The following is a 25,263-nucleotide window of genomic DNA, read 5'->3' as shown; positions in this document are numbered from 1 at the left end:
CGGACAAAGAAAAGTATCCAAAAGAAATCCGCCCGATGCCGCTTGCTTCCTGCGCTCCGTCGTTTTTATCGGGGTTTGCCAGAAAGGACATCCCTGTCCTTCTGGCAAAGTACGGCATCCCTGCCGCATCCCTTCGGGCTGTTCCCGATAAAACCGCCAGTGCTCGGCGCGGCATAACGGGAAAGGGTGCATATCTTGGACGAAGGAAACACAGCTGGACAAGGCTTTAAATTCTGTCCCGCAAGTAGAAGAGGTTTAAAGAAAATGTAGGATGTGCTGAACAAAGTGAAGCGCATCAATCGCGAACGATGCACCTCGTACCTCAGCAAATCCTACTTAAAGTGCATCTTACGAGTTTAGAAACAAAACCGGACATACATTGAATATTTCGGCACACACTATCCGTTCATTGAAATTTGCAATTCTTGGAATCTTATCTAGCTCATCTCCTTCGGGCATAAATAAGATCAATCTTGTTGGGCGTAACAACCAACCAGGGCATCTTGAACATCATTTAGATTGTGCTTTTGAGTCTACAGAACGAGTACTCGCAATTCGAGCGTTTGATGAATTGAAAGCTGATGGGTTGATTTATCCAACTATGATTGATTTGATTGATCCTGAATCATGGGTGACAATTACTGATCGTGGCAAGGTAGCACTTGATTGTCATGCCTTAGATAGTCTTGATGAAAAACTTCAACAAATTAGTCCCCATCTTGTAGATATCAGAGCGGGTGCTTGGTCAGCAGTTGCCTCACAAGAACCGGATGCGCTTCGTCAAGCTGCTCATTCGGGTAGAGAGTTAATTGATCAAACCATAAAAGAAGTGGCAACAGATGCGAAGATAAAGGAACAACCATGGTATCAAGCTGATGCTTCAAGCAGGTCCGGTATTACTCGCAGGCACCGTATAAAGTACATTATGCAAACATTTCGCAAAGATGATTCCCAATCTAATCTTAAAATTGCGGACAAAGCCCGTGATCTAGTTTTAGCGATAGATGATCGCTTGATGGGCTTAGCGCATACACGCGATGAAATTTTACGAACTGACGTTCAAGACGCACTACTGGTCGCTGAAATCGCTCTACGTCGGTTACTGTTAGGTAAAGAAAATAACAGCTAACTCACAATTCAATTGCTAACCCAGGGTTTCGTCTGGAGATTTGAGGTAATTAACCCAAATTACTAAAAATATGAACTTCGAAAGAAACGAGGGCATTACGAGGTGGTTTTTATGAATTCTAGACCAATAATTTTTATTGTATTGTCACTTTATTCAACAATAATAAGTGCTACTGAAGGATATAAATGTCACCCTAAGCAAGCACTTGGCCGAGAAGATGATGGGATTTTGAGAGAAACAGGATATACAAAAATTTTATTGAATATTAATACTGAATTTGTTGTTGAAAAAGCCACCGGAAAAATTATAGGGAGCAAAGGTTTTGATAATTCTAATGGATTATATGGTTCTCCAAAGGTTTTAGATATTGGTTCTAAAGAACAATCTTACAAAGTCTTAACGATTTACCAACCTAAAGTTAGCGTTGCTTACCTAGAAATTGAAGAATTTAATAAAAATAGTTCGAAACCATTTACTTTTATGGATAGTGGCATAATTATTTCAGGTACATGCGAACATTATTAATTAATGCGATATAAGAAATATAGGATGTGCCGAGGAACGAGGCGCATCGTTCGTGTTTGATGCGCTTCACTTCGTTCAGCGCATCCTATAAATTGAGTTAAAAGTAATGGGTTAAATAAGCTCGCCTGACAGTGCGGGAACTGGAATTAAAATCAATCGTCGCGGTAGCGACACATCAATCTACATATACCAAACAGTAAAATACGCCAAGCCTACTTGCTATGTTTTTTCTTCACAACATCCACCTTGCCCCTAACAGGGTAACTATATATTTTCAACCGATCAGAATACTGGTGCATTTGCGAGCTTCCTTGCAGGTACTCTAACTGGTTTTGTTGGTCCTGTATCCGTTGTATATCCCGCTCTTGATCCTGCAATAGCAGTAGCCGTCGGTATTGATCCTGCGATTGGAGTTGTTGCTGGGTTTGTAAATTCTGGATCTGGACTTGCTGCCAAAAATTGTCTTGAAATCCGCTTGGAGGCTGAAGTCCACGGGGGGCGGCCAAAGCAGGAAGGCTTATAAAAAATAATAGTATTTTCAACATTCTAAAGCCCGCTTGAGGTTGATTCGAGGGGTTGTCGTTTGGGTAATGATAAAACGAAAGCGTGTATGGCAGAAAAACTTTCAGTCTTGTCGGTTAGTAAGGTATGGCGTCATAAAGTTTCATTTGAAGCCGATGCCGTTATAACCCTATGGCTAGGTCTTTTCTATCTGTCTCGGTTGGGATGCGGACGGTAAACTTAACATGAGGCTTTCTTCTAGGCAAAGTTTATCAATGTGCCGGGTACTTTTGTTTCCGCATGATGCCTCATTAATCTATAATGAGAACTATGGCGACGGGTATGTAAAAATTATGAAAGCTATACCAAATTTGGGCGTATCACTTAATTAATGTCAACATGTTAGGATAGACTCATAGCCCATGCCATCTTTTCTAGTAGCGCTGATCTCTCTATTTTCCTTTGTTCTGGCTGGTTGCGCTCCGCTTCCGTATGTCCGTACGTCTAAGCCCGAGATGACGGGTATCCTTTTGCAGAACGGTATGCCAGTCCCTGACGTGCTAATTATTTCTTGCGCCAGAGGCCAATTGCCCAGGAAATGCGAACGGATCAAAAAAACCTTGACGGATGGCCAAGGGCGGTTTTTTTTTGAAGCCGAATGGGAATTTGACAAATTAGTCCCCTATATCGGTGATACGAAATTCAGCTACGGAATCAGCTTTCACTATCTGGGTCGTGATTTCCATTGGAACGGAAGTGGGGTGGGCGATACGCCCAAAAGCGTTGACCTGCGATGCGAGGTTCGGAATACTGTCTTATGCACGACTGAAATTACTGAGCCTTAATGTGGCAACAATTTCGCCGTTAACGGGCCCCATAAAACGACATTCCAACAAATCCCCTTATGGATTTTAGTTGGCCAGCTTCTTAGGAATGGCGACAAACGGCTATTCAAATTACCGCAAGGCTAAGCTTATACAGCGCTAGTTATGGGTAATATTTCAAATTATTAATGACCCAATCGTCATAATCCCGTAAAATCTCCCCTGTTTTTTTGTTTTCGAGAACGGGGTGTAGCCGTCAGGTTCCATCCCGTTTTGCACATTTAAGGTGACGTGTTTGACTAAGTCCGCAGTATTGGTATTAGAGGATGGAACGGTATTCAATGGAGTAGCCATCGGCGCTGAGGGCTATTCTGTGGGGGAAGTCGTGTTCAATACGGCGATGACGGGATACCAGGAAATCCTCAGCGACCCTTCTTATGCCCAGCAGATTGTGACTTTAACGTATCCGCACATCGGCAATGTCGGCACGACCAGCGAAGACGACGAGTCGGCCAAGGTGTTTGCCAGCGGTTTGGTCATCCGTGATTTGCCGTTACTGGCAAGCAGTTGGCGCAGCCAAAAGACCCTGCAGCAGTATTTGCTGGATAGTCAAGTGGTTGCCATTGCCGAAATCGATACCCGCAAATTGACCCGTTTGCTGCGTGACAAAGGCGCACAACGCGGTTGTATTGCCGCAGGCGAAACGGTCGATATCGAAAAAGCTAAAAAAATGATTGAAGGTTTTCCCGGCTTGAAGGGTATGGATTTGGCAAAAGCGGTCACTACCGATAAGCCTTATGAATGGACGGAAAATGTGTGGGATTTGCAGTTAGGTTATACGCAAGGCGAGTGCTTGCCTAAGCATGTGGTGGCTTATGATTTCGGCATCAAACGCAATATTCTCAGGTTATTGGTAAACCGAGGCTGCAGGGTGACGGTTGTACCCGCGACGACCAAGGCAGAGGCGGTATTGGCAATGAATCCCGATGGGGTTTTTCTGTCCAACGGGCCTGGCGATCCTGAACCCTGTACTTATGCAATCGAAGCTATCAAAGCCATCTTGACGACGAAGATTCCGGTATTTGGCATTTGCCTAGGCCACCAGTTGCTGGCTTTGGCAAGCGGCGCACAAACCGAGAAGATGAAATTCGGCCATCACGGCGCCAATCATCCGGTCCAGCATAAAGCGACGGGGCGGGTACTGATTAGCAGCCAAAACCACGGTTTTGCGGTCAATGCGGCCAGCCTTCCCGCTAATGTCGAGGCGACTTACCATTCCTTATTCGACGGCAGTTTGCAGGGTATTAAACGGACGGACTGTCCTGCTATGAGCTTCCAAGGGCATCCCGAAGCCAGCCCTGGGCCGCACGATGTTGAAGGCATATTTGATGAATTCATCGACATGATGAAGCAAGCCAGCACGCACTGAGCAGTATATAACATGCCAAAAAGAACTGACATAAAATCCATATTGTTGTTGGGCGCAGGGCCGATCGTAATCGGACAAGCGTGCGAGTTCGACTACTCCGGCACTCAAGCCTGCAAGGCGTTACGGGAAGAAGGTTACCGCGTCATCTTAGTGAATTCCAATCCGGCCACCATCATGACCGATCCCGATATGGCCGATAGAATTTACATCGAGCCTATCGACTGGCAGACGGTGGAAAAAATTATCGAAAAAGAACGCCCCGATGCGATTTTGCCGACGATGGGCGGGCAAACGGCGTTGAATTGTGCATTGGCGTTGGACAAGCACGGCGTGTTGGCAAAATACGGCGTTGAGATGATCGGCGCGACCAAAGAGGCGATCAATAAGGCCGAAGACCGTGAGCTGTTCAACCAAGCCATGCGAAAAATCGGCTATGAAGTCGCCAAGTCCAAAACCGCCCATTCCATCGAGGAAGCGCTTGCGGCACAGCAGGAAGTGGGTTATCCGACCGTTATCAGGCCTTCGTTTACCATGGGTGGCAGCGGTGGCGGTATCGCCTATAACAAGGAAGAGTTTGTCGAAATCTGCGAGCGCGGCCTGTATTTGTCGCCCACCAATGAGTTGTTGATCGAAGAATCTGTCTTGGGCTGGAAAGAGTTCGAAATGGAAGTGGTGCGCGATTCCAAGGACAATTGCATCATCGTTTGTTCGATTGAGAACTTCGACCCTATGGGCGTACATACCGGCGATTCGATCACCGTCGCGCCCGCACAAACCTTGACCGACAAGGAATACCAGATTCTTCGTAATGTCGCCGTTGCCGTGTTACGCGAGATCGGCGTGGATACGGGTGGGTCTAATGTGCAGGTGGCGATTAATCCTGTTGACGGGCGTTTGATTGTCATCGAGATGAACCCCAGGGTGTCGCGTTCTTCCGCGTTGGCATCCAAGGCAACCGGATTCCCTATCGCTAAAGTGGCGGCAAAACTGGCGGTCGGCTATACCCTGGACGAACTGAAAAACGAGATTACTGGCGGCGCAACCCCCGCCTCCTTTGAGCCGACCATTGATTACGTCGTCACTAAAGTGCCGCGATTTGCCTTTGAAAAATTCCCGCAAGCGGATGACCGCCTAACCACACAAATGAAGTCAGTCGGTGAGGTGATGGCAATAGGCCGCACGTTTCAAGAATCCTTACAAAAAGCCTTGCGTGGCTTGGAGATCGGCATTAGTGGCTTGGATGAAATAGTCGATCTACAAGCTGAAGATAGCCATGACAAGATCCAGCGCGAATTGCGTTATCCAGGGCCGGATCGCTTGCTCTATGTTGCGGATGGGTTCCGTAGCGGTATGACTTTGGATGAAGTCCATAATGCCAGCAAGATTGACCCGTGGTTTTTGGCACAAATGCAGGATTTAGTGGTAACCGAGCAATCCCTAGCGACTAAAACCTTATCAACCTTGAAAGAAGGCGAGCTATATAGGCTCAAACGTAAGGGTTTTTCCGATATACGCCTGGCAAAATTGTTGGACACGTCGGAATCAGAAATACGCAATGTCCGGCATAAGCAAAATATCCGTCCGGTTTATAAGCGGATTGATTCGTGTGCGGCAGAATTTTCTTCCGACACGGCTTACCTGTATTCCACTTACGAAGAAGAATGTGAGGCGCGGGTTACTGATAAGGAAAAAATCATCATCCTGGGCGGTGGGCCGAATCGGATAGGGCAAGGCATCGAATTCGATTATTGCTGCGTCCATGCGGCTTTGGCGTTGCGCGAAGATGGTTATGAAACCATCATGATTAACTGCAATCCTGAAACCGTGTCGACCGATTTCGATACCTCGGATCGCTTATATTTTGAATCCCTGACACTGGAAGATGTGTTGGAAATCGTGCATCTGGAAAAGCCCAAAGGCGTAATCGTCCAATACGGCGGGCAAACGCCGTTAAAGCTGGCGCGTGCGTTGGAAGCGGCGGGTGTGCCGATTATCGGTACGTCGCCTGATTCAATAGATTTAGCTGAAGACCGTGAACGTTTCCAGAAATTGCTGGAAAGGCTGGGTTTAAAGCAGCCGCCCAATGCGACAGCCCGTTCGGTGGAACAGGCGATTAATGCCGCTAAAGAGCTTGGTTATCCGTTAGTCGTACGCCCGTCTTACGTCTTGGGCGGGCGGGCGATGGAAATCGTCGTTAATGAAGAAAGTTTGCAGCGTTACATGAAGGAGGCGGTGAGCGTATCGAACGATTCGCCGGTGCTGCTGGATCGCTTCCTGGATGATGCTGTCGAAATGGATGTGGATGCCATTTACGATGGCGAACGGATGTTGATTGGCGGCTTGATGGAACATATCGAACAGGCCGGTGTCCATTCCGGCGATTCTGCCTGCTCATTGCCGCCTTATGAATTGGCGCAAGAGCTTCAGGATCAATTGCGTGATCAGGTTGGAAGAATGGCCGAAGCCTTGGGTGTAAGGGGCTTGATGAATGTCCAATTTGCCATTCAGGGACAGGATATTTATGTGTTGGAAGTTAACCCCAGGGCATCGCGAACCGCACCGTTTGTGTCGAAAGCGACAGGTTATCCGTTGGCGAAAATTGCCGCACGTTGTATGGTCGGCAAGACCTTGGCGCAACAAGGCATTACCCAAGAGCGTATCCCTGATTATTATTCGGTCAAAGAAGCCGTATTTCCGTTCGTCAAATTTCCGGGCGTGGATCCTTTACTGGGGCCGGAAATGAAATCCACCGGCGAAGTCATGGGCGTGGGCAAAACATTCGGCGAGGCTTTTGCCAAATCACAGCGGGCGACGGGCGTGAACTTGAATGCCGGGGGTAAGGTATTGATAAGCATCAGGGATAAAGACAAGGCCAAAGTGCCGGAAATTGCCAGGATGCTGGTCAGCAAAAATTACCAGATCGTAGCGACAGGCGGCACGGCAAAGTTCCTCCAAGAAGCGGGAATTCCCTGTGAAGTCGTGTATAAAGTAAATCAAGGGCGTCCAGACACGGTTGATATGATTAAGAATGATCAGGTACAGTTAATCATCAACACCACCGAAGGCAAAAAAGCCATATCGGATTCCTTCACCATGCGACGGGAAGCCCTACAGCACCGCGTGACGTATTACACGACGATGGCAGGGGCGAAAGCTGCGTGTTATGCCTTGGGCGAACTGGATGCCGGGGATGTGAACTGTTTGCAAGATTTGCATGACAGTTTGAAATAAAGAACAGTTGGAGCAGATAGTTAATGAATAAAGTACCACTGACAGTTAAAGGCGCGGAAAAATTGCGGGCAGAATTGGAAGAACTCAAATTTGTCGTTCGTCCGCGCATAATTAATGCCATTGCCACGGCAAGGGCGCATGGCGACTTAAAAGAAAATGCCGAATACCATGCCGCCAAAGAGCAGCAAAGTTTCGCCGAAGGCCGCATTAAAGAAATTGAAAGTAAGTTGTCAAATGCGCAGATAATTGATGTGACTCAGGTCGATGCCAATGGCAAGGTCGTGTTTGGGGCGACGGTCGAAATAGAGGATGTTGAGACTGAAAAACGTGTGACTTACCAGATTGTTGGCGAAGACGAAGCCAATATCAAAGAAAGCCGGATTTCGATAGGCTCACCCATCGCCAGGGCGTTAATCGGTAAGCAGGTCGAGGATATTGTTACCGTTAAAGCGCCAGGCGGCAATGTGGATTATGAGATTATTTCGATAGAATATATTTAAAAAACAGGCTCAAGGTGAAAGATTTAGGCATTATTTATTGGGGTTTAATCGGTAAATGACCGCGATTTGGCCGATACTTTGAATCAAGGTGGCGTTTGTTGCTGTGCAAATTTTTTCGCTAATTTGATTTCGCTCATCCCGTTCGGCGCGGATTTTTACTTTAATCAACTCATGGGCATTCAGGGCGATTTCTGTTTCAGCGAGTACCGCATCGGTCAGCCCAGCCTGGCCTACCATAACCACTGGCTTTAAGCCGTGGGCTTGTGCCTTCAGTTTTTTCTTTAGTGCCGCATCCATGTTGTTATTCCCAATTCAAAGCGATAATTTTACCGTAAAAGAACAGCATGAGCCGAACTAAAAGCAGCAACCGCTGGATGCAGGAGCATTTCGACGATGAGTATGTCAAAATGGCCCAAGCACAGGGCTATCGGTCCCGGGCGGTTTTTAAGCTTAAGGAAATACAGGAAAAAGACAAGTTCATCAAGCCCGGTATGAATGTGGTTGATCTAGGTGCTGCGCCCGGCGGGTGGTCGCAGTTCGTCCGCCCACTTTTAAGCAAAAAAAGCCTACTCATCGCTTTGGATATATTGCCTATGGAGCCGATTGAAGGGGTCGTTTTTATCCAGGGCGATTTTCGTGAAACCGATGTTTTAGATCAACTGACTAGCGTTCTAGGTGCTGCCCCCGTGGATATTGTCCTGTCTGACATGGCGCCCAATATGAGCGGCAGCAAAGGCATAGACCAGCCCAATGCCATGTATTTGGCTGAATTGGCATTCGATACGGCAAAAAACGTGTTGGAGAAAGGCGGTGATTTTTTGGTCAAAGTGTTTCAGGGTGAGGGATTTGAGGCGTTCCATCGGGATGTACAACAGCATTTCGATAAGGTCGTTGTCAGGAAGCCCAAAGCATCCAGGCCAAGGAGCAATGAGGTTTATATTTTGGCGAGAGGCTTTAAATAAGGCCATCCGTCCCCATAAAGGACTTAAACTTAATTTTAGTTAAGTGAATATGTATGACAGTCAGGATGCCCGTATCCTGATATAATTGAAGCTGTTTTTAACCGAGCCGTGCAGGTCTGGGGTGTGTAGTGAATGACATGATGAAAAATATAATCCTATGGGTTGTTATTGCCGTAGTCTTGATGTCCGTTTTTAACAATTTTGGAGGACAGGGCGACAAGGCTGATTCAACTGCACTTTCCTATTCCCAATTTATTGACGCGGTAAAGGCGGGGCAAGTGCAGCAAGTAATGATTGATGAGCATATCGTCAAAGGAAAGCTGCAGGGAGGTCAGTCATTTAAGACTTATGCGCCTACCGATGCCCACATGGTCGATGATTTACTGGCGAATGGCGTTGATATCAAGGCGATCCCGCCTGAGCAAACGTCAATGTTTATGCAGTTGCTGATGACTTTTGGCCCTATGCTGCTTTTAATAGCGGTCTGGGTTTTCTTTATGCGGCAAATGCAGGGCGGCGGTGCAGGTGGGCGCGGCGCGATGAGCTTTGGTAAGAGCAAAGCGCGGATGTTGGAACAAGACCAGATTAAAGTCACTTTTGCTGATGTCGCGGGTTGTGATGAGGCTAAAGAAGAAGTCGTCGAGATGGTCGATTTTCTTAAAGATCCAGCCAAGTACCAGAAATTGGGCGGAAAAATCCCACGCGGTGCGTTGATGATAGGGCCTCCAGGTACGGGTAAAACCTTACTGGCGCGGGCGATAGCGGGGGAAGCTAAAGTCCCGTTTTTCACCATTTCCGGTTCTGATTTCGTGGAAATGTTTGTCGGTGTTGGTGCTTCACGCGTCAGGGACATGTTCGAGCAAGCTAAAAAACATGCGCCATGCATTATCTTTATCGATGAAATTGACGCGGTAGGCCGTCAACGCGGTGCGGGTTTGGGCGGTGGCAATGATGAGCGCGAGCAAACCCTGAACCAATTGCTGGTCGAAATGGACGGTTTTGAAGGCAATGAAGGCATCATTGTGATTGCGGCAACCAATCGACCCGACGTGTTGGACAAAGCCCTATTGCGCCCTGGCCGTTTTGACCGTCAGGTGACTGTGGGGTTGCCCGATGTCAAGGGCAGGGAACAAATCCTGAATGTCCACATGAAGAAAGTGCCTGCGGCGAGCGATGTTGAAGTCAAGTATATCGCCCAGGGTACGCCAGGTTTTTCGGGGGCTGATTTGGCAAATTTGATTAACGAAGCGGCTTTGTTCGCCGCCAGGATGAACAAGCGTTTGGTCAGCATGGTTGATTTGGAAAAAGCCAAGGACAAACTCATCATGGGTGCGGAACGGCACTCTATGGTCATGGACGAAAAAGAAAAAAGGATGACCGCTTATCACGAGGCGGGCCATGCCATCGTTGGTCGAATTGTCCCGGAGCATGACCCCGTCTACAAAGTCAGTATTATGCCCAGGGGGCGCGCTTTGGGAGTTACCATGTTTTTGCCCGAACGCGACCATTACAGCGCCAGCAAGCAAAAATTGGACAGCATGATTTCGAGCCTTTATGGTGGACGGATCGCAGAAGAATTGATTTTCGGTTGGGAACAGGTCAGTACCGGCGCGTCAAATGACATAGAACGTGCGACTGAACTGGCAAGGAATATGGTCACTAAATGGGGCTTATCGCAACGCTTGGGGCCATTGGCTTATAGCGAGGAAGAAGGGGAGGTTTTCTTGGGTCGCTCCGTAACCCAACATAAAAGCGTTGCGGATGAGACTTCCCACACGATAGACGAAGAGATACGTAATATTATTGATCGAAATTACGAGCGATCCGTAAAAATTCTGAAAGAAAACATGGATATATTGCATACTATGGCAGCGGCCTTGATGAAATATGAAACGATCGACAAGTACCAAATCGATGATTTGATGGCGCGTAAGCCAGTCAAGGCACCCGAAGGTTGGGATGATTTGCCGCCACGAGGCGGTGTTGAAATCAACGAAAAAAAGCCGGAAATCAAAACTGAAAAACCCATAGGCGATGCCGCAGAACAGAACTAAGGGTTAAGGCCACCGCAAAAAAGGAGAGAGGGTATCTCTCCTTTTTTGTTTATCTTTACAGTAAGGATTAATAGATTGAAATAATATGGCAAAAAAGTATTTTGGTACTGATGGAATCAGAGGCAAGGTTGGCGAGCACCCCATCACAGCCGATTTTTTGTTAAAGTTGGGCTGGGCAGCCGGTAAGGTTTTTGCCAATGAAAATCACGATATTGTCCTGGTTGGTAAAGACACCCGCATTTCAGGCTATATGTTTGAATCCGCGCTCGAAGCCGGTTTGACCGCCGCTGGAGTCGACACGCACTTGCTGGGCCCCATGCCTACGCCTGGCATCGCCTACCTGACGCGCACGTTAAGGGCCCATGCGGGTATTGTCATCAGCGCCTCCCACAATCCTTATTATGATAATGGCGTAAAATTCTTCTCGGTGCATGGAACTAAGTTGCCGGATGAAATAGAAGAAGAAATCGAACGCTATATTGATTCACCCATGACGACAGTTGAATCTTCCGGCTTGGGCAGGGCCAAGCGGGTAGTGGATGCCGCAGGGCGTTATATTGAGTTTTGCAAAGCCAGTGTGCCAACCCGCTTGGATTTCGATGGTTTACGGATCGTGGTCGATTGCGCCCACGGTGCGACCTATCATATTGCCCCGCATGTATTCAGCGAAATCGGTGCAGAAGTCGTTTCCATTGGCGTCGAACCGAATGGGCTCAACATTAACGACGAATGCGGCGCGACCAAGCCGCAAAAACTGGCGGAAACCGTCCTGGCTTATCGGGCAGACCTTGGCATTGCCTTGGATGGTGATGGCGACCGTTTGATTATGGTCGACCATAAGGGCGAAATCGTTGATGGTGATGAGTTAATCTACATCATTGCCAAATCCAAGCTGGAAGCCAATGAGCTTACCGGGCCCGTCATTGGTACGCTCATGACCAATCTAGGTATGGAGATTGCCTTAAAGCAATTGGGCATCAACCTGCTCAGGGCAAAAGTCGGGGATCGCTATGTCATGGAATTGCTGGTCGAAAACAAGGGCATTTTAGGCGGTGAAAATTCCGGTCATATCATCTGCTTGGACAAGACAACGACAGGCGACGGCATTATTGCCGCGTTGCAAGTCATGGCAGAAATGCAACATACCGGGAAAAATTTGCACGAACTTAAGTCCGGAATGACTAAATTCCCACAAGTTTTGCTAAATATTAAAACGAAAGCCCCCCTGGATCTTGACAGTAATGAGGCGATCCAAAAGGTTGTTAAAAATGTCGAAAAAAAGCTGGGTAATACAGGACGTGTGTTGTTAAGGGCATCCGGTACAGAACCCCTGATCCGAGTAATGGTCGAAGGGCAGGATGAAGACAAAGTGACTGCTTACGCTAATCAGATAGCGGATGAAGTCAACAAGGCACAATCTATGGGCACAATGGATGCTTGAATTGGTGACCATTACGCTTTATCATAAGCGGTTTGATTAATTTGGGGTAGGACGATGCGTCGCTCACTGGTGATGGGAAATTGGAAAATGAACGGGACGCGTAGCAGTGCGGAGTCGTTGGCAAAAGGCATTATTGCCGGTTTGGGTGAGGATGTTGCCGATATCGCCATCTGTGTCCCGTACGTATTTCTGCCCGACATCGGTAACGTCGTCCAAAATAGCCGTTTGGCATTAGGCGCACAGAATGTAGCGGATAAGCCGTCAGGTGCATTTACTGGCGAAATTTCTGCCGCCATGCTAATGGAATTCGGTTGCAAGTACGCGCTCGTAGGCCATTCCGAACGGCGCACTTACTATGGCGATACCGATCAATCCGTAGCTGCCCGTTTCAGCCAGGCTCAAGAACAGGGCATTATCCCGGTCTTGTGTATCGGTGAAACCCTTGAGCAACGCAAGCTAGAGCAAACCTTTGATGTCATCACCACCCAGCTAGATGCAGTGGTTAATTTGGCCGGTATAGCGGCATTCAACAATGCCGTGATCGCTTATGAGCCAGTCTGGGCAATCGGTACGGGATTGACGGCAACAGATGATCAAGCACAAGAAGCGCACTTGTTCATCAGGAATTATCTGGCTGCCAAAGATCAGGCCGTGGCGGAAAAAATACAGATTTTATACGGCGGCAGTGCCAAACCTGACAATGCAAAAGGTTTGTTTGCCATGCCGGATATTGATGGCGGCTTAATTGGTGGGGCTTCTCTGGATGCGGAGTCCTTTTTAAAGATTTATCATTCGGTATAAAACCGTAAAATATTTATGTATCAGGTAATTATCGTAATTCACATACTGCTGGGCTTAAGCATCATCGGTTTGATTTTAATGCAGCAAGGCAAAGGTGCCGATGCGGGTGCAACCTTTGGCGGTGGCGCATCAGGTTCAGTGTTCGGTGCCCAAGGTGCGGCCTCGTTCCTTTCCCGTACCACGGCAATCTTGGCGGCCTTGTTTTTTAGCACGAGCCTTGGGTTAGCTTGGATCAACGGCAATAAAACCGGCGCAGCGGTCGATTTTATAGGGACTCCCGCAGTTGAAAAAGAAGTGCCAGATTCGGGTTTACCGAATGTGGATGGCGCAAATATTAAGGAAAGCTTGCCTGCTGCCCCAGTACCGCAAAGTAATGAAGGGGGCACAATACCACCACCGCCTGTTGCAGTGCCGCCCGTTAGTGCAAAACAACCCGTACCCGTTGTTGTACCTAGCCCAGCTATGGAGCAAAAAACAGCAGCCAAGGCAGAAGACACAAAAGTGGTTGAAGAGCAGGAATCAGAGCTAAAAACGGAAGAACCGCCCAAAAAAGCCGCAAAAAAGAAATAACGGATATTGAATACGCCGATGTGGTGAAATTGGTAGACACGCCATCTTGAGGGGGTGGTGACGCAAGTCGTGCCGGTTCAAATCCGGCCATCGGTACCATATTTTTGGCTATAAACACAAATAGTTACGCAAAAAACGGACAGGGACGGGCTTGGGAGCGATGCACTTGTAACAGTGCAACAGGATTGTGACACCGCATTAATTAGACAGATGATTTAGGATAAACAATCTGGAATATTTTATTTATCCGTTCAACCTGCCTGTTTTTCCATTTCCTTGGGTTTGTCTACTGACCATAATTTTTCCAGTTGGTAAAAGTCTCGCGCTTGGGCAGTCATGGCTTGCACGATGACATCGCCGACATCCAGTAGCACCCAGTCATCGCTAGAACCGCCTTCTAAACCTAAAGGCATTACGCCATTTTCCTCAACTTTTGTAGCCACATGCTCGCACATGGACATCAAGTGTCGGTTAGAAGTACCCGTAACCAGTACCATGTAGTCGGTGAAGCTGGTTTTTTCCCGCAGGTCTAAGGTGGTAATCTGTAGTCCTTTGCGTTCGTCTAATTCAGCTAAAACAATTTTCAATAATGTGTCGGATTGCATTCAGGCTCCTGGCGACTGATGATTTATTAAGTAACGGTTTGCGCTTGATATAACTGATGTTGCCTGATGTAAGTTAGCACGGCATCGGGCAATAAATAGGCCGGATTGCGGTTATCGGCAATCATCGTCCTGATTTTTGTTGCGGAGATTTCGAGTTGCGTTACGGGTTGGAAGTACAGCTTACCTGCCGACTGTTCTGACAGTTCTTGTTTGTTAATCGTGTGTCGGGAGGCAAAAAAAATATCAAGCCGCTGTACGATAAATCCGGGGCGCGTCAATACGATGATATGGGCATAATCAAATAGCTGCTGCCATTGATGCCAGCCCGTCAGGCCATTGAATGCATCGCTGCCGATAATCAATAGTAGAGGTTGTTGCGGAAAGTCATGCTTCAATGATAACAAAGTATGAACCATAAAAGAAGCGCCTTGTCGATCCAGTTCTCTCGTGTCAATAAAGAGGCTGGGTTGATTTTCAGTAGCCAAGCGCAGCATGTCGAGCCGCATAGCGGCTGAGGCAAGGGGAGAGGTTCTATGAGGCGGTTGGGCGCTTGGAATCAACCTAACTTCGTCAAGTCCGAAGATTTCTTTGACTTCAATGGCCGACCTAAGATGGCCATAATGTACCGGATCGAATGTGCCGCCGAAAATGCCGATCATCTAGTGTCGGATGTGGCCGTCACCCAGGACGATATACTTGAGCGAAGTCAGTCCTTTTAATCCGACTGGGCCACGGGCGTGGAGCTTGTCCGTGCTGATGCCGATTTCGGCACCTAACCCGTATTCAAAGCCGTCGGCAAAACGGGTGGAAGCATTGACCATGACTGAACTGGAATCAACTTCCCGCAAAAAACGTCTGGCCTTACTGTAGTCTTCGGTCACAATCGCATCGGTATGGAGGGATCCGTAATGGTTAATATGTTCGATAGCCTCATTCAAGCCATCGACTATTTTTATCGACAGGATGGGCGCCAAGTATTCGGTAAGCCAATCTTCTTCGGTTGCTGTCGAACAACCTGGAATTAAGGCGCACGTCTTTGGGCAGCCACGCAGTTCGACCCCTTTCTCAAGATATTGTTCAGCCAGTGCAGGCAACACCTTTTCGGCAATGCTTTCTGCTACCAGTAAAGTCTCCATTGCGTTGCAAACGCCGTAACGATGGGTCTTGGCGTTAACTGCAATAGTGATAGCCTTAGCAATATCAGCCTTGTCGTCGATGTACACATGACAAATGCCGTCCAAGTGCTTAATGACGGGAATCGTCGCATCCTTAGAAATGCGTTCAATCAAGCTCTTGCCGCCCCTAGGGACAATCACATCGACATATTGGCTCATCGTAATCAATTCGCCGACCGCAGAGCGATCAGTAGTGGCAACAATTTGCACCGATTCTGTAGGCAAACCAGCTTCCGACAAGCCTTTAGCAATACATGCAGCAATTGCCTGATTGGAATGGATGGATTCAGAACCGCCACGTAAAATGCAGGCATTGCCGGATTTAAGGCATAAGGCAGCAGCATCGACGGTAACATTCGGACGTGATTCATATATTATGCCGATAACGCCCAACGGCACACGCATTTGTCCAACTTGTATACCAGACGGGCGGTAGCTTAAATCAGTGATTTCTCCGACCGGATCGGGCAAGGCTGCAACTTGTTTCAAGCCTTCCGTCATCGAAAGTATATTTTTCGGCGTGAGCGCTAAGCGATCCAACATTGCTGCATCAAGGCCATTGGCTTTACCGGCTTGCAAGTCTTTTGCGTTTTCGGCAATCAGCTTATCCACGCTTAGCTCGATCACCTCGGCAATCTTCAATAATGCCGAGTTTTTCTTGCCGGATTCGGTACGGCTGATTTCCCGTCCGGCTTTTTTGGCTTTTAGGCCAAGGTTGTTCATGTACTCTTTAATATTCACTGCTTTTTGATTCGTCCAATAACTTCTCGGTCATTATATCGGCTAAACCGATTTTATAACAGAAATCGAAATAGGTTGTTGCGGGACGAAATCCAGCCTACAAACTATGATCACCATCCAAGCCACTTTTGCAGGTATTCGCTATTAAATAGCGGTTTAACGGAGCCATTCCAAAGTTCTGCTCGGCATGGGCATAAAAAGCAGTTGTTTTTTAGTCGATAAAGGAGCAAAATAATAGTGTATCAATATTATATTAATGTTTTATCGGGTTCCTCGGGGGGTATATATGAAAATAATGGCTACTTACCTGTTCGCACTGATTCTTTCAGTCGATGCTTTTGCACTTGAAAATCAAGAAAAAGATAAAAAATAGCGACATCATAAAAGCATTATTTACTATGAGTTATAGGTCATTGCTTCCTCGGCACTACGTAGAGCACCCTAAACAAAGCCTAAACAACATCGGCCAAATTTCCTTTGGCTTCTAGCCATGTTTTCCGATCCGGTGCACGTTTTTTAGCCAGCAGTAAATCCAGTTGTCCACGGGTATCGTCAGCGTGCTCTATTGTCAATTGTACCAGCCGACGGGTATCTGGATTCATGGTTGTTTCCCGCAATTGGGAAGGATTCATCTCACCTAAGCCTTTGAAGCGTTGCACGGAAATCGCGCCCTTTATTTTTTCCGCCTTAATGCGGTCGACGACTCCTTGGCGTTCGGCTTCATCCAGCGCATAAAACACACGCTTACCTACATCTATGCGATAGAGTGGTGGCATCGCGACATAGACATGACCAGCGGCAACCAACGCATTGAAGTGTTGGTAAAACAGGGCGCAGATGAGGGTGGCAATATGGCTGCCGTCAGAATCGGCATCGGCAAGGATACAAACCTTACCATAACGCAGGTTTTTCAGGTCATTGGAGCCGGGCTCAATTCCTAAGGCAACCGCAATATCGTGGACTTCCTGCGAAGCCATGACTTGGTTTGATTCCACTTCCCAAGTGTTCAATATCTTGCCACGCAGCGGCATGATTGCTTGGAAGTCGCGTTCCCGTGCTTGCTTGGCGGAACCGCCTGCGGAATCCCCTTCCACCAGGAACAATTCAGTCCTTGCAATATCCTGTGCCGTACAGTCAGCCAGTTTTCCAGGTAATGCAGGGCCTGCGGTTATCCGCTTACGGATGATAGCCTTATTGGCGCGCAGTCGTTTCTGGGCGCTGTTGATGATGATTTCGGCGATCTTCTCGCCTTCCAACGGGTGCTGGTTCAGCCACAAGCTGAAACCGTCCTTGGCTACGCCGGACACGAAGGCGACACATTCGCGCGAGCTCAAACGTTCTTTGGTTTGACCGGAAAATTGGGGGTCTTCCAGCTTAACCGACAAGACGAAATGGCAGTTTTCCCACACGTCTTCAGGTGCGACTTTTACGCCGCGCGGCAACAGGTTTCGGATTTCGCAAAACTCGCGCATGGCTTCGGTCAAACCCGCACGCAAGCCGTTAACGTGCGTCCCGCCTTGCACGGTAGGCACCAGGTTGACATAGCTTTCGTTGAGCATTTCAGGCGGGTTTTCAGTCGCCCAGAGAATACCCCACTCGACAGCCTCATGGTTTCCCGCCATATTGCCCATAAAGGGTTGGTCAGGATAAAACTCGATGTCGCCGACACGATCCAGCAAGTATTCTTTTAAACCATCTTCATAGCACCAAAAATAATCTTCATCGGTCTGCTCAACTTTCAGGCTGATCTTTAAGCCCGGACACAATACCGCCTTAGCACGAAGTACGTGCTTCAATTTCAGGACTGAGATCTTATTGGAATCGAAGTATTTCTCATTCGGCCAGAACGTGACGGTGGTACCTGTGTTATTACGTCCAACCGTACCCGTTTCACGTAATTCTGTCTTTTTTTCGCCGTCGGCAAACGCCATCTGGTAGATTTTGCCATTGCGCTTGACTTCGACTTCCAGTTTGGCGGACAAGGCATTGACGACCGAGATACCCACACCATGCAAGCCACCGGAAAACTGATAATTCTTATTGGAGAATTTTCCGCCGGCGTGAAGCTGGGTCATAATGACTTCCACGCCTGGTATGCCCTGTTCTGGGTGTTTGTCGACAGGCATCCCCCTGCCATTATCGCTCACCCGAATCGAGCCATCTTTGTAGATGCTCACATCAATCGTATCGGCATGCCCTGCGATGGCTTCATCGACGCTATTATCGACAACTTCCTGCACCAGATGGTTAGGCCGCGTCGTGTCTGTGTACATGCCGGGGCGTTTACGGACCGGTTCTAGCCCTGTCAATACCTCAATTGCCGCTGCGTTATAGTCGTTGCTCATCCGTTTTGATTGCCTTATTTACAATTTGTCGATGGGTTCAAAATTTGGAGCATCTTAACACCGCTCCAGGTTATGATTTGTAACAAAGCTACTTAAGCCTGTCAAAAAAACTGATAAAAGAGACTTTTTATTGTTAAAATTTGAAGTCATGTGTGGAAGCAAGTTAACTCAAGCTAATAACTTTATCGAGTTAGCTAACGTAACCTCACGATATTTTGTATTTCTAATGGTTAAAAAGACGGATTTTCTATGTGTTTTAGCGCAAGTATGTCACTCGGTATGGGTATCGCGGGTTTTGCCGCCGCCAGCGTCACTTTTTTAGATAAAGAAGAAACATTTTGGGTTCGGGCGGCGCGTTCGTATGCGATTTTCCACTTCGCATTGATGGAATTGATCCAGTATTTCGCCTATCCGGTCGCCGACCAGTGCGGGTACGGGACGAATATGTTGCTTAGCGAAATGTCCCGCTTCCATATCAGCCTACAAGCCTTTGCCATTATGCCTGCATTGGCGACTTATTCCACCGATAAGACGGCGTTGAAGAAGGCGTTTTTTATCGGCTCGTCGCTCAGTTCATTCTTTATTATTGCCACCTTCCTGCCGAAAACGTGGCAACCTTTAGGCATTGCGCCCAACTTCATCGGCGATTTTTTAGTGTCTTGCCTGTACATGGGCAAATACCACATCGGCTACCATATCGTCAGTGCCTTCGGCTTGTTGGTTACACACGGTTCGCTGTTCGGCTTGGCCTTGAGCGGGTTCTTGTGGAAAAATAACACTAAGATGGCAAGCTACCACTGCGTGATGGCGCTGTTGACCTTATTCATGCCGCAATGGCTATTCGGCGTGACGACTGGGGAAGCCGCCGCGATTTATTGCTTCTTTTCGATTATCATCACCGGCAGTTTCATGCCTTATTTCAAGAGTTATTTTGTGGCGCAGGAAGAATCGGGCGAACCCAGCTTTTCCGTTGTTGGCAAATAAAAAAGGTTATCTTTTCGGCAGATATTACTCCTGGGCAGAGAGAATTGGAGCCGTCCCTCCCTATCTCTCCACCCATTCGTAAAGCTCAGTTAGCGCAGGGTCGCATTGACAACAGCCGGAATTGCACGAAGTGCCTGAAGGCAGCTTCCTGACATAGCCTTTATTGATCCATTTCCCTAGCATGCCGCGTAAGGCATCGGCATCAATGTCAAAACGCATTTCCATGTCCTTTAAGGCCACACGCTGTTGTTCTTTCAGGTAATTACGTAAATCAGACAGGATCATTGCAGCGCTCCTTGTATTTCGCCTGTGCGTGTATTCTTTCCGAGCAGCCAAAGACTGAACAGGACTAAACCAAATGCCGACATCAGGCCCGTTATCCAACCCAGGGAATAGTCGGGATGCTGGCTGTAGGTCATCACTTGGTAAAAAACCACTGCAGTTATATAGGCTATTCCGGTCGTCCACAACACGACAAACACGGTCCAATTAAGGTTGGTTTCCCTGAAAATGGCTGCCGTAGCCGTCACACAAGGAGCATACAGCAAGATGAACAACAGGTAGGCGAATGCACCCATTTTACCGTCAAAGCTATTTTGCATGGCCGCATAGGTGGCGGTTTGGACTTCCTTTATGTTATCCACGTTATCTAAATTTAACCCTAATGGGTCCAATATGTTGTTAGCAAGTTTTTTAAAGTTTTCCGGGATGGTCTTACAGGCATCAAGCAAAGCTACGCTCAGTGTAAAAGGCGGTTTTTCTGACGATTCGCCATCGATTGCCGCCATCTGGCCATATAAGGAATCTAGCGTGCCGACGACGGCTTCTTTAGCCATCACGCCAGTGAAAATACCCACAGTGGCAGGCCAGTTATCATTGCTTATGCCCATTGGCTCAAATAATGGCGTAAGGCTTTTCCCGATGGCGCTCAATACCGACTTATTGCTGTTTTCATGGCCCAATGTGCCGTCGGTGCCCAAGGCATTCAGGAAATTCAACACCAATACCATGGGTACGATCACTTTGCCTGCATTGAACAGGAAGGATCGCAGCCGATCCCAGGTCCTTGTCAATACGCCCCGTACGGTCGGCAAATGATACGTGGGAAGCTCCATGATAAACGGCATCGACTCGCCCTTGAACAAGGTATGGCGCATAATCAAGCCAGTCAGGACGGCGACCGCAATCCCCAGGATGTATAAGCCAAACACCATATTTTGCCCACCCACCGGAAAAAACGCGGCGGCAAACAAGGCATACACGGGCAATCGTGCGCCGCAGGACATGAATGGGTTCATCAGGTTAGTCAATATCCTGTCACGCGGACTTTCAAGCGTGCGGGTAGCCATGATGGCGGGGACGTTACAACCAAAGCCGACGATCATGGGCACGAATGATTTGCCGGGCAAGCCGATCATTCGCATGAACCGATCCATCACAAATGCCGCCCTTGCCATGTAACCAGAGTCCTCCAGTGCGGACAGGAACAGGAACAGGAAGCCGACGATGGGAATGAACGTAGCCACCACCTGCACCCCACCGCCTGCGCCGTTGGCAATCAAAACTATCAACCAAGGCGGTAAATTTAGGTTGGCAAGTTGCCCGCCCAGGCCATCCACTAATAACGCACCTACGGCCTGGTCGAAAAAATCAATAAAGGCACTGCCCATGTTGATGGTGAACATGAACATCGCGTACATGACCAGCAAGAACACGGGGATGCCCAAAAAACGGTTCAAAACGATACGGTCAATCCTGTCTGTGGTGCGTCTTCCTACGTCCGTTAATCGGCAGACCGCTGATTGGGTGAGTTGGTTGACAAAGCCATAACGCGCATCGGCTGCCAATATGTCGATTTCGTCATTGGTTTCGGCTTCAACCCTAGCCTGTAATCCTGAAACCAAAGTTAAAATAGCAAGATCGGCTATTTGCTTTGCCAACGTATCGCCTTCCAATAAGCGAATGGCCAGCCAACGCAAATCGCAGGAATAATGGTTGGATGCTAGCCTTAATGCCGTCGAAAGTTCGTTTATCGCTTGTTCTAATGCATCTGAATAGTGAATTTTGGCAGTCGGTATCGGTTTGTTGCGGGCCGCTTGATTGATCGTTTCTTTTAAACCTGCGATGCCATTTTTGCTTGCCGCTGAAATGGCAACAACCGGGCAACCCAACGCTTGGGAAATGAATTCGACGTCTATCTTGATCCCGCGTTGCTTGACGATGTCCATCATGTTGAGTGCCAAAATCATCGGCACTTTCATTTCAAGAAGTTGGGAAGTCAGGTAAAGGTTGCGCTCTATATTGGAGGCATCGACGATATTGACGATAAGGTCGGCTTGGCCGGAAGCGACAAAATCCCGGGCAACTTTTTCGTCCAACGATACTTGGTCGTCAGATGATTCCAGCGAGTAAGTCCCGGGCAGGTCCACAACCTGGATCAGTTGGTCATTAAAACGGTATTCGCCCGTCTTTTTTTCGACGGTAACGCCCGGCCAGTTGCCGACTTGTTGGCTAGCTCCGGTGAGCGCGTTGAACAGCGTAGATTTTCCGCAGTTTGGATTACCGACCACCCCCACCGTAATGAGGTGTGACATCAGAGTTTCTCGATTTGCAAGACCGAGGCTTCATCCTTACGCAGTGTGAGGGCAAATCCCCGTAATTTAATTTCGACCGGATCGCCCATCGGCGCAAAGCGGGTAACGCTGAACTCTGTGCCGGGAGTCAGCCCCATTGCGAGTAATTTCTTGCGATAAGGTTTCCCTGTTGGTTCAAAGCCAACAATTTTGGCCAAATCGCCAATCACCAAATTCTTTAATCCCGTAGCCATAGTGCCCATCCGACAATTACCAAAACAATTATTAGATTCATTGACAGGAATCAATAATCATTCTCATTAATATCAACTATAACACATCTACAGTTCTAAGCAAATCTGCTTAAAATTAAATATTCAGTCGGCGGATTGGAATTTTCAAACTCAAAATAATCCTGACATTCGCGACAATATTTTATGGGATAATCAAAGCTGTTTTGGTTTTAATCCCTCTGCCATGTCCTATCCCACCATTGAATCTTTTGTTGGCAATACCCCTTTAGTCCGATTGCAGCGTTTGCCTGAAAAGTCCAGCAATACCATTCTTGCCAAACTCGAAGGCAACAATCCTGCCGGATCGGTCAAAGACCGCCCAGCCTTAAGCATGATTAAACATGCCGAAGAAAGGGGCGAGATCAAACCGGGCGATCGCTTAATTGAAGCGACCAGCGGCAATACGGGTATTGCTTTGGCGATGGCGGCGGCGATTAAAGGTTACAGGATGATCTTGATTATGCCGGACAATATGAGTTCCGAGCGGATCGCTTCCATGAAAGCATTTGGCGCTGAAATCATCCTGACACCCGCAGCAGGCAGCATGGAAGGCGCGATTGACTTGGCGAGGGAAATGGAAGCCAATGGCGAAGGCCGGATACTCGACCAATTCGCCAATCCCGATAACCCCCGTGCCCATTACGAAGGCACGGGGCCCGAAATCTGGCGCGATACCCACGGTGAAATTACCCATTTCGTCAGTTCCATGGGGACGACCGGGACGATCATGGGCACGTCAAAATTCCTCAAAGAGCAAAATCCCAATATCCAGATCATCGGCGTACAGCCGGAAGGCGAATCCAAAATCCCCGGCATCCGGCGCTGGCCGCAGGAATACCTGCCGAAGATTTACCAAGCCGAGCGGGTAGATCGCATTATCGAAGTCGATCAGCTTTCCGCCGAACAGACCACGCGGGAACTGGCGGCAAGGGAAGGCATCTTTGCGGGTGTTTCATCCGGTGGGGCGGTCTACGCTGCATTGCGCTTGTCGCAAGAATTGACCGATGCGGTGATTGTGGTGATTGTTTGTGATCGCGGTGATCGGTATTTGTCTACGGGTGTGTTTCCGAGTTAGTTTTTTATAGAACAAAAGGCGTAAAATTGTTCGCATGATTGTTGGGTATTTTAGAACAAGATGGTTGGTTTTTAGTGCGCCAGCGAGGTAGCCCCGTCAATTTCATCATGCCACAAAATCGGGTACAGTGACGGTGACGGTGACGGTGACGGTGAACCCAGCCTTGACGTAGCGCGTGGTACGTTAAACCATATCTTGAAACAAGCTGGCTTGAAGGAGTGATTATGCGGTATATGGTTATCATTGAAAAAGGCGAATCGAGTTACGGGGTTTTCGTACCTGACTTACCGGGCTGTATTGCAGTTGGTGAAACCGAGCAAGAAGTCAGGGCGTTGATTCAAGAAGCTATCCAATTCCACCTGGAAGATTTACAAAGCGAAGGCCGACCGATTCCTCAACCTGTGTCAAAAAGTATGTTTGTGGATGTGGCGGCGTAGAGGTGTTGCCTGTGGGTAGGAACAGCAAGTACACGCAAATCAAGCATTTGGTATCATCATTCTCATGTAGAACGTGGGAGAGATAAAAATTGACAAAAAACACTGGTAAACATTATGAAGCTTTCGTGTACGAGCTTCACCAAGCACTCAATAAGGACAAGCGCTTTAAATCAGTTGAGTTAGATGTGAAATTACCCGGCCCCGATGGGATGCGACAGATTGATGTTCTGCTTTGTTACGAAGTCGAGCATAAGGAATTATTGACTTTTATTGAATGTCGGGATTTTGCAGATCGTTTGGGTATTAAGCATGTTGATGGGTTTCATTCTAAGCTGATGGATTTTAAAGCGAAAGGGGTGCTCATTTCACGTAAAGGATTTTCTAAAGACGCTAAATTTAAGGCCAAACGTGTCGGGATTACACTATGCATTGCATCAAATGTAAATGAAGTTCTAAGCACAATAGATATTCAAATACCAGTTGCATTAACATCTGTAGAAACCTCGCTTTCTTATACTTCATTTAGTATTGAAACAAAAAAAACAGGAAGTTTGGTATTTAATGGACTGAAAGACGCTTATACAATCAACGGGGTTTATTTGCCCGATGTTTATCGTGATGAATTGTTAGCTGGAAAAATCCAGATTCCCTTGGTTTCATCAGAGAATGAGTGGAAACCATTGTCAATTGAAACCCCATACACGAATCGAGCCTTGAAATACGATGACGGAGAACCAATCACCGGATTTGATTTTTCATTAAAAATTAAGTTTACAATTCGTCATTTTTTTGGATATTTGTCTGATCTTCCTAATATAGCAGCCCTTCACAATATTGAGTTGAATGAAGCGGAGTTGTTTATAAAAACGGAGGACATCCCAAACATGCACACATATCTTACTGAATATAAAAAGTACGAGGATATACCAAATATGTCTAACTTAAGGCTAATTTCTGTTTCCGTGCCAACTGTCATAGATTCCGGAAGATTAGAAATTAAAAGAGTAAGGTGAAAGCGCCGTAGGATGTGCTTCACAAAGTGAAATGCATCAGTCGCGAGTGATGCGC

Annotated in this window: 24 protein-coding genes and 1 tRNA gene; 16 read left to right on the top strand and 9 right to left on the bottom strand. The window is 47.7% G+C overall.

Features of this window, described 5'->3' with window-relative positions; translation table 11 throughout:
* Positions 1–379 precede the first annotated feature (379 nt).
* Together MGMO_RS11165 and MGMO_RS19630 are read left to right on the top strand one after the other, a co-directional pair.
* Positions 380–1,129: a pPIWI-associating nuclease domain-containing protein gene (locus MGMO_RS11165; RefSeq protein ID WP_023495158.1), complete on the top strand. Its 750-nt coding sequence runs from the start codon at positions 380–382 to the stop codon at positions 1,127–1,129.
* A gap of 111 nt (positions 1,130–1,240) precedes the next feature.
* A complete protein-coding gene (locus MGMO_RS19630; RefSeq protein WP_023495157.1) occupies positions 1,241–1,654 on the top strand; it encodes a hypothetical protein in 414 nt (137 codons plus the stop codon).
* A 212-nt stretch (positions 1,655–1,866) separates the two neighbouring features.
* Here MGMO_RS19630 and MGMO_RS11155 read toward each other — a convergent pair whose 3' ends face one another.
* Positions 1,867–2,199 (bottom strand): hypothetical protein, encoded by a 333-nt coding sequence (locus MGMO_RS11155; protein ID WP_023495156.1) that lies wholly within the window; start codon positions 2,197–2,199, stop codon positions 1,867–1,869.
* Positions 2,200–2,577: 378 nt separating this feature from the next.
* Between MGMO_RS11155 and MGMO_RS11150 the strand changes: the two genes are divergently transcribed.
* The 4 genes from MGMO_RS11150 to greA all read left to right on the top strand — a co-directional run bounded on the left by MGMO_RS11150 (position 2,578) and on the right by greA (position 8,139).
* A complete protein-coding gene (locus tag MGMO_RS11150) occupies positions 2,578–3,000 on the top strand; it encodes a hypothetical protein (RefSeq protein WP_023495155.1) in 423 nt (140 codons plus the stop codon).
* A gap of 274 nt (positions 3,001–3,274) precedes the next feature.
* A complete protein-coding gene (gene carA, locus MGMO_RS11145; protein ID WP_036307650.1) occupies positions 3,275–4,408 on the top strand; it encodes a glutamine-hydrolyzing carbamoyl-phosphate synthase small subunit in 1,134 nt (377 codons plus the stop codon).
* A gap of 12 nt (positions 4,409–4,420) precedes the next feature.
* Positions 4,421–7,639 carry a carbamoyl-phosphate synthase large subunit gene (gene carB / locus MGMO_RS11140; RefSeq protein ID WP_023495153.1) on the top strand — a complete coding sequence of 1,073 codons (3,219 nt, stop codon included), beginning with the start codon at positions 4,421–4,423 and terminating at the stop codon, positions 7,637–7,639.
* 23 nt (positions 7,640–7,662) lie between these two features.
* A complete protein-coding gene (greA, locus tag MGMO_RS11135; protein ID WP_023495152.1) occupies positions 7,663–8,139 on the top strand; it encodes a transcription elongation factor GreA in 477 nt (158 codons plus the stop codon).
* A 30-nt stretch (positions 8,140–8,169) separates the two neighbouring features.
* Here the strand turns inward: greA and yhbY are convergent, their stop codons facing one another.
* The gene (gene yhbY / locus MGMO_RS11130) at positions 8,170–8,436 is read right to left on the bottom strand and encodes a ribosome assembly RNA-binding protein YhbY (protein ID WP_023495151.1); all 267 of its coding nucleotides are present in this window, start codon (positions 8,434–8,436) and stop codon (positions 8,170–8,172) included.
* 47 nt (positions 8,437–8,483) lie between these two features.
* On the opposite strand from yhbY, the gene rlmE reads away from it, so the two are divergent.
* From rlmE to MGMO_RS11100, 6 genes are all read left to right on the top strand, one after another.
* A complete protein-coding gene (rlmE, locus tag MGMO_RS11125; RefSeq protein WP_036307647.1) occupies positions 8,484–9,101 on the top strand; it encodes a 23S rRNA (uridine(2552)-2'-O)-methyltransferase RlmE in 618 nt (205 codons plus the stop codon).
* Positions 9,102–9,238: 137 nt separating this feature from the next.
* Positions 9,239–11,155 carry an ATP-dependent zinc metalloprotease FtsH gene (gene ftsH, locus MGMO_RS11120; RefSeq protein WP_023495149.1) on the top strand — a complete coding sequence of 639 codons (1,917 nt, stop codon included), beginning with the start codon at positions 9,239–9,241 and terminating at the stop codon, positions 11,153–11,155.
* 85 nt (positions 11,156–11,240) lie between these two features.
* On the top strand, positions 11,241–12,596 hold the full coding sequence (glmM, locus tag MGMO_RS11115; protein ID WP_023495148.1) for a phosphoglucosamine mutase: 1,356 nt from the start codon (positions 11,241–11,243) through the stop codon (positions 12,594–12,596).
* 54 nt (positions 12,597–12,650) lie between these two features.
* Complete coding sequence (gene tpiA / locus MGMO_RS11110; protein ID WP_023495147.1) at positions 12,651–13,397, top strand: triose-phosphate isomerase; 747 nt, start codon at positions 12,651–12,653, stop codon at positions 13,395–13,397.
* Between the two features lie 15 nt (positions 13,398–13,412).
* Complete coding sequence (gene secG / locus MGMO_RS21130; RefSeq protein WP_023495146.1) at positions 13,413–13,967, top strand: preprotein translocase subunit SecG; 555 nt, start codon at positions 13,413–13,415, stop codon at positions 13,965–13,967.
* A gap of 14 nt (positions 13,968–13,981) precedes the next feature.
* Positions 13,982–14,066: transfer RNA gene (locus MGMO_RS11100), tRNA-Leu, on the top strand.
* A gap of 152 nt (positions 14,067–14,218) precedes the next feature.
* Here the strand turns inward: MGMO_RS11100 and rsfS are convergent.
* From rsfS to parE, 4 genes are all read right to left on the bottom strand, one after another.
* The gene (rsfS, locus tag MGMO_RS11095) at positions 14,219–14,572 is read right to left on the bottom strand and encodes a ribosome silencing factor (protein ID WP_023495145.1); all 354 of its coding nucleotides are present in this window, start codon (positions 14,570–14,572) and stop codon (positions 14,219–14,221) included.
* A 26-nt stretch (positions 14,573–14,598) separates the two neighbouring features.
* Complete coding sequence (nadD, locus tag MGMO_RS11090; protein ID WP_023495144.1) at positions 14,599–15,231, bottom strand: nicotinate-nucleotide adenylyltransferase; 633 nt, start codon at positions 15,229–15,231, stop codon at positions 14,599–14,601.
* Complete coding sequence (locus MGMO_RS11085) at positions 15,232–16,470, bottom strand: glutamate-5-semialdehyde dehydrogenase (protein ID WP_023495143.1); 1,239 nt, start codon at positions 16,468–16,470, stop codon at positions 15,232–15,234.
* Between the two features lie 470 nt (positions 16,471–16,940).
* The gene (parE, locus tag MGMO_RS11080; RefSeq protein WP_023495142.1) at positions 16,941–18,833 is read right to left on the bottom strand and encodes a DNA topoisomerase IV subunit B; all 1,893 of its coding nucleotides are present in this window, start codon (positions 18,831–18,833) and stop codon (positions 16,941–16,943) included.
* 249 nt (positions 18,834–19,082) lie between these two features.
* Here parE and MGMO_RS11075 point away from each other — a divergent pair, with 249 nt between their 5' ends.
* On the top strand, positions 19,083–19,817 hold the full coding sequence (locus MGMO_RS11075) for a DUF5765 domain-containing protein (RefSeq protein WP_023495141.1): 735 nt from the start codon (positions 19,083–19,085) through the stop codon (positions 19,815–19,817).
* Between the two features lie 60 nt (positions 19,818–19,877).
* On the opposite strand, the gene MGMO_RS11070 is transcribed toward MGMO_RS11075, so the two are convergent.
* Genes MGMO_RS11070 through MGMO_RS11060 form a run of 3 tightly spaced genes read right to left on the bottom strand, consistent with a single transcriptional unit; the run spans position 19,878 to position 22,644 of the window.
* Positions 19,878–20,102: a FeoC-like transcriptional regulator gene (locus MGMO_RS11070; RefSeq protein ID WP_023495140.1), complete on the bottom strand. Its 225-nt coding sequence runs from the start codon at positions 20,100–20,102 to the stop codon at positions 19,878–19,880.
* Positions 20,099–22,411, bottom strand: coding sequence for a Fe(2+) transporter permease subunit FeoB (gene feoB / locus MGMO_RS11065; RefSeq protein ID WP_023495139.1), 2,313 nt, complete (start codon positions 22,409–22,411; stop codon positions 20,099–20,101). Before feoB ends, MGMO_RS11070 begins: the two co-directional genes overlap by 4 nt.
* Positions 22,411–22,644, bottom strand: a complete 234-nt coding sequence (locus MGMO_RS11060) for a FeoA family protein (protein WP_023495138.1) — start codon at positions 22,642–22,644, stop codon at positions 22,411–22,413. The genes feoB and MGMO_RS11060 overlap by 1 nt, the downstream gene beginning before the upstream one ends.
* Positions 22,645–22,867: 223 nt before the next feature.
* On the opposite strand from MGMO_RS11060, the gene cysM reads away from it, so the two are divergent.
* The 3 genes from cysM to MGMO_RS11045 all read left to right on the top strand — a co-directional run bounded on the left by cysM (position 22,868) and on the right by MGMO_RS11045 (position 25,208).
* A complete protein-coding gene (gene cysM, locus MGMO_RS11055) occupies positions 22,868–23,758 on the top strand; it encodes a cysteine synthase CysM (protein ID WP_023495137.1) in 891 nt (296 codons plus the stop codon).
* A 224-nt stretch (positions 23,759–23,982) separates the two neighbouring features.
* Positions 23,983–24,195 carry a type II toxin-antitoxin system HicB family antitoxin gene (locus tag MGMO_RS11050; RefSeq protein WP_023495136.1) on the top strand — a complete coding sequence of 71 codons (213 nt, stop codon included), beginning with the start codon at positions 23,983–23,985 and terminating at the stop codon, positions 24,193–24,195.
* A gap of 89 nt (positions 24,196–24,284) precedes the next feature.
* A complete protein-coding gene (locus MGMO_RS11045; protein WP_023495135.1) occupies positions 24,285–25,208 on the top strand; it encodes a restriction endonuclease in 924 nt (307 codons plus the stop codon).
* The last annotated feature ends 55 nt before the right edge of the window (positions 25,209–25,263 follow it).

This window comes from Methyloglobulus morosus KoM1, from assembly GCF_000496735.2.
GTDB lineage: Bacteria > Pseudomonadota > Gammaproteobacteria > Methylococcales > Methylomonadaceae > Methyloglobulus > Methyloglobulus morosus.
Note: the sequence above shows the minus strand (reverse complement) of the source record. Positions and strands in the feature narration are given on the sequence as shown.

Coding starts and splice junctions, on each gene's coding strand:
- MGMO_RS19630 (WP_023495157.1), top strand. CDS start 1,241: ATGAATTCTAGACCAATAATTTTTATTGTATTGTCACTTTATTCAACA.
- MGMO_RS11155 (WP_023495156.1), bottom strand. CDS start 2,199: ATGTTGAAAATACTATTATTTTTTATAAGCCTTCCTGCTTTGGCCGCC.
- MGMO_RS11150 (WP_023495155.1), top strand. CDS start 2,578: ATGCCATCTTTTCTAGTAGCGCTGATCTCTCTATTTTCCTTTGTTCTG.
- carB (WP_023495153.1), top strand. CDS start 4,421: ATGCCAAAAAGAACTGACATAAAATCCATATTGTTGTTGGGCGCAGGG.
- greA (WP_023495152.1), top strand. CDS start 7,663: ATGAATAAAGTACCACTGACAGTTAAAGGCGCGGAAAAATTGCGGGCA.
- yhbY (WP_023495151.1), bottom strand. CDS start 8,436: ATGGATGCGGCACTAAAGAAAAAACTGAAGGCACAAGCCCACGGCTTA.
- rlmE (WP_036307647.1), top strand. CDS start 8,484: ATGAGCCGAACTAAAAGCAGCAACCGCTGGATGCAGGAGCATTTCGAC.
- ftsH (WP_023495149.1), top strand. CDS start 9,239: ATGATGAAAAATATAATCCTATGGGTTGTTATTGCCGTAGTCTTGATG.
- glmM (WP_023495148.1), top strand. CDS start 11,241: ATGGCAAAAAAGTATTTTGGTACTGATGGAATCAGAGGCAAGGTTGGC.
- tpiA (WP_023495147.1), top strand. CDS start 12,651: ATGCGTCGCTCACTGGTGATGGGAAATTGGAAAATGAACGGGACGCGT.
- secG (WP_023495146.1), top strand. CDS start 13,413: ATGTATCAGGTAATTATCGTAATTCACATACTGCTGGGCTTAAGCATC.
- rsfS (WP_023495145.1), bottom strand. CDS start 14,572: ATGCAATCCGACACATTATTGAAAATTGTTTTAGCTGAATTAGACGAA.
- nadD (WP_023495144.1), bottom strand. CDS start 15,231: ATGATCGGCATTTTCGGCGGCACATTCGATCCGGTACATTATGGCCAT.
- MGMO_RS11085 (WP_023495143.1), bottom strand. CDS start 16,470: ATGAACAACCTTGGCCTAAAAGCCAAAAAAGCCGGACGGGAAATCAGC.
- parE (WP_023495142.1), bottom strand. CDS start 18,833: ATGAGCAACGACTATAACGCAGCGGCAATTGAGGTATTGACAGGGCTA.
- MGMO_RS11075 (WP_023495141.1), top strand. CDS start 19,083: ATGTGTTTTAGCGCAAGTATGTCACTCGGTATGGGTATCGCGGGTTTT.
- MGMO_RS11070 (WP_023495140.1), bottom strand. CDS start 20,102: ATGATCCTGTCTGATTTACGTAATTACCTGAAAGAACAACAGCGTGTG.
- feoB (WP_023495139.1), bottom strand. CDS start 22,411: ATGTCACACCTCATTACGGTGGGGGTGGTCGGTAATCCAAACTGCGGA.
- MGMO_RS11060 (WP_023495138.1), bottom strand. CDS start 22,644: ATGGCTACGGGATTAAAGAATTTGGTGATTGGCGATTTGGCCAAAATT.
- cysM (WP_023495137.1), top strand. CDS start 22,868: ATGTCCTATCCCACCATTGAATCTTTTGTTGGCAATACCCCTTTAGTC.
- MGMO_RS11050 (WP_023495136.1), top strand. CDS start 23,983: ATGCGGTATATGGTTATCATTGAAAAAGGCGAATCGAGTTACGGGGTT.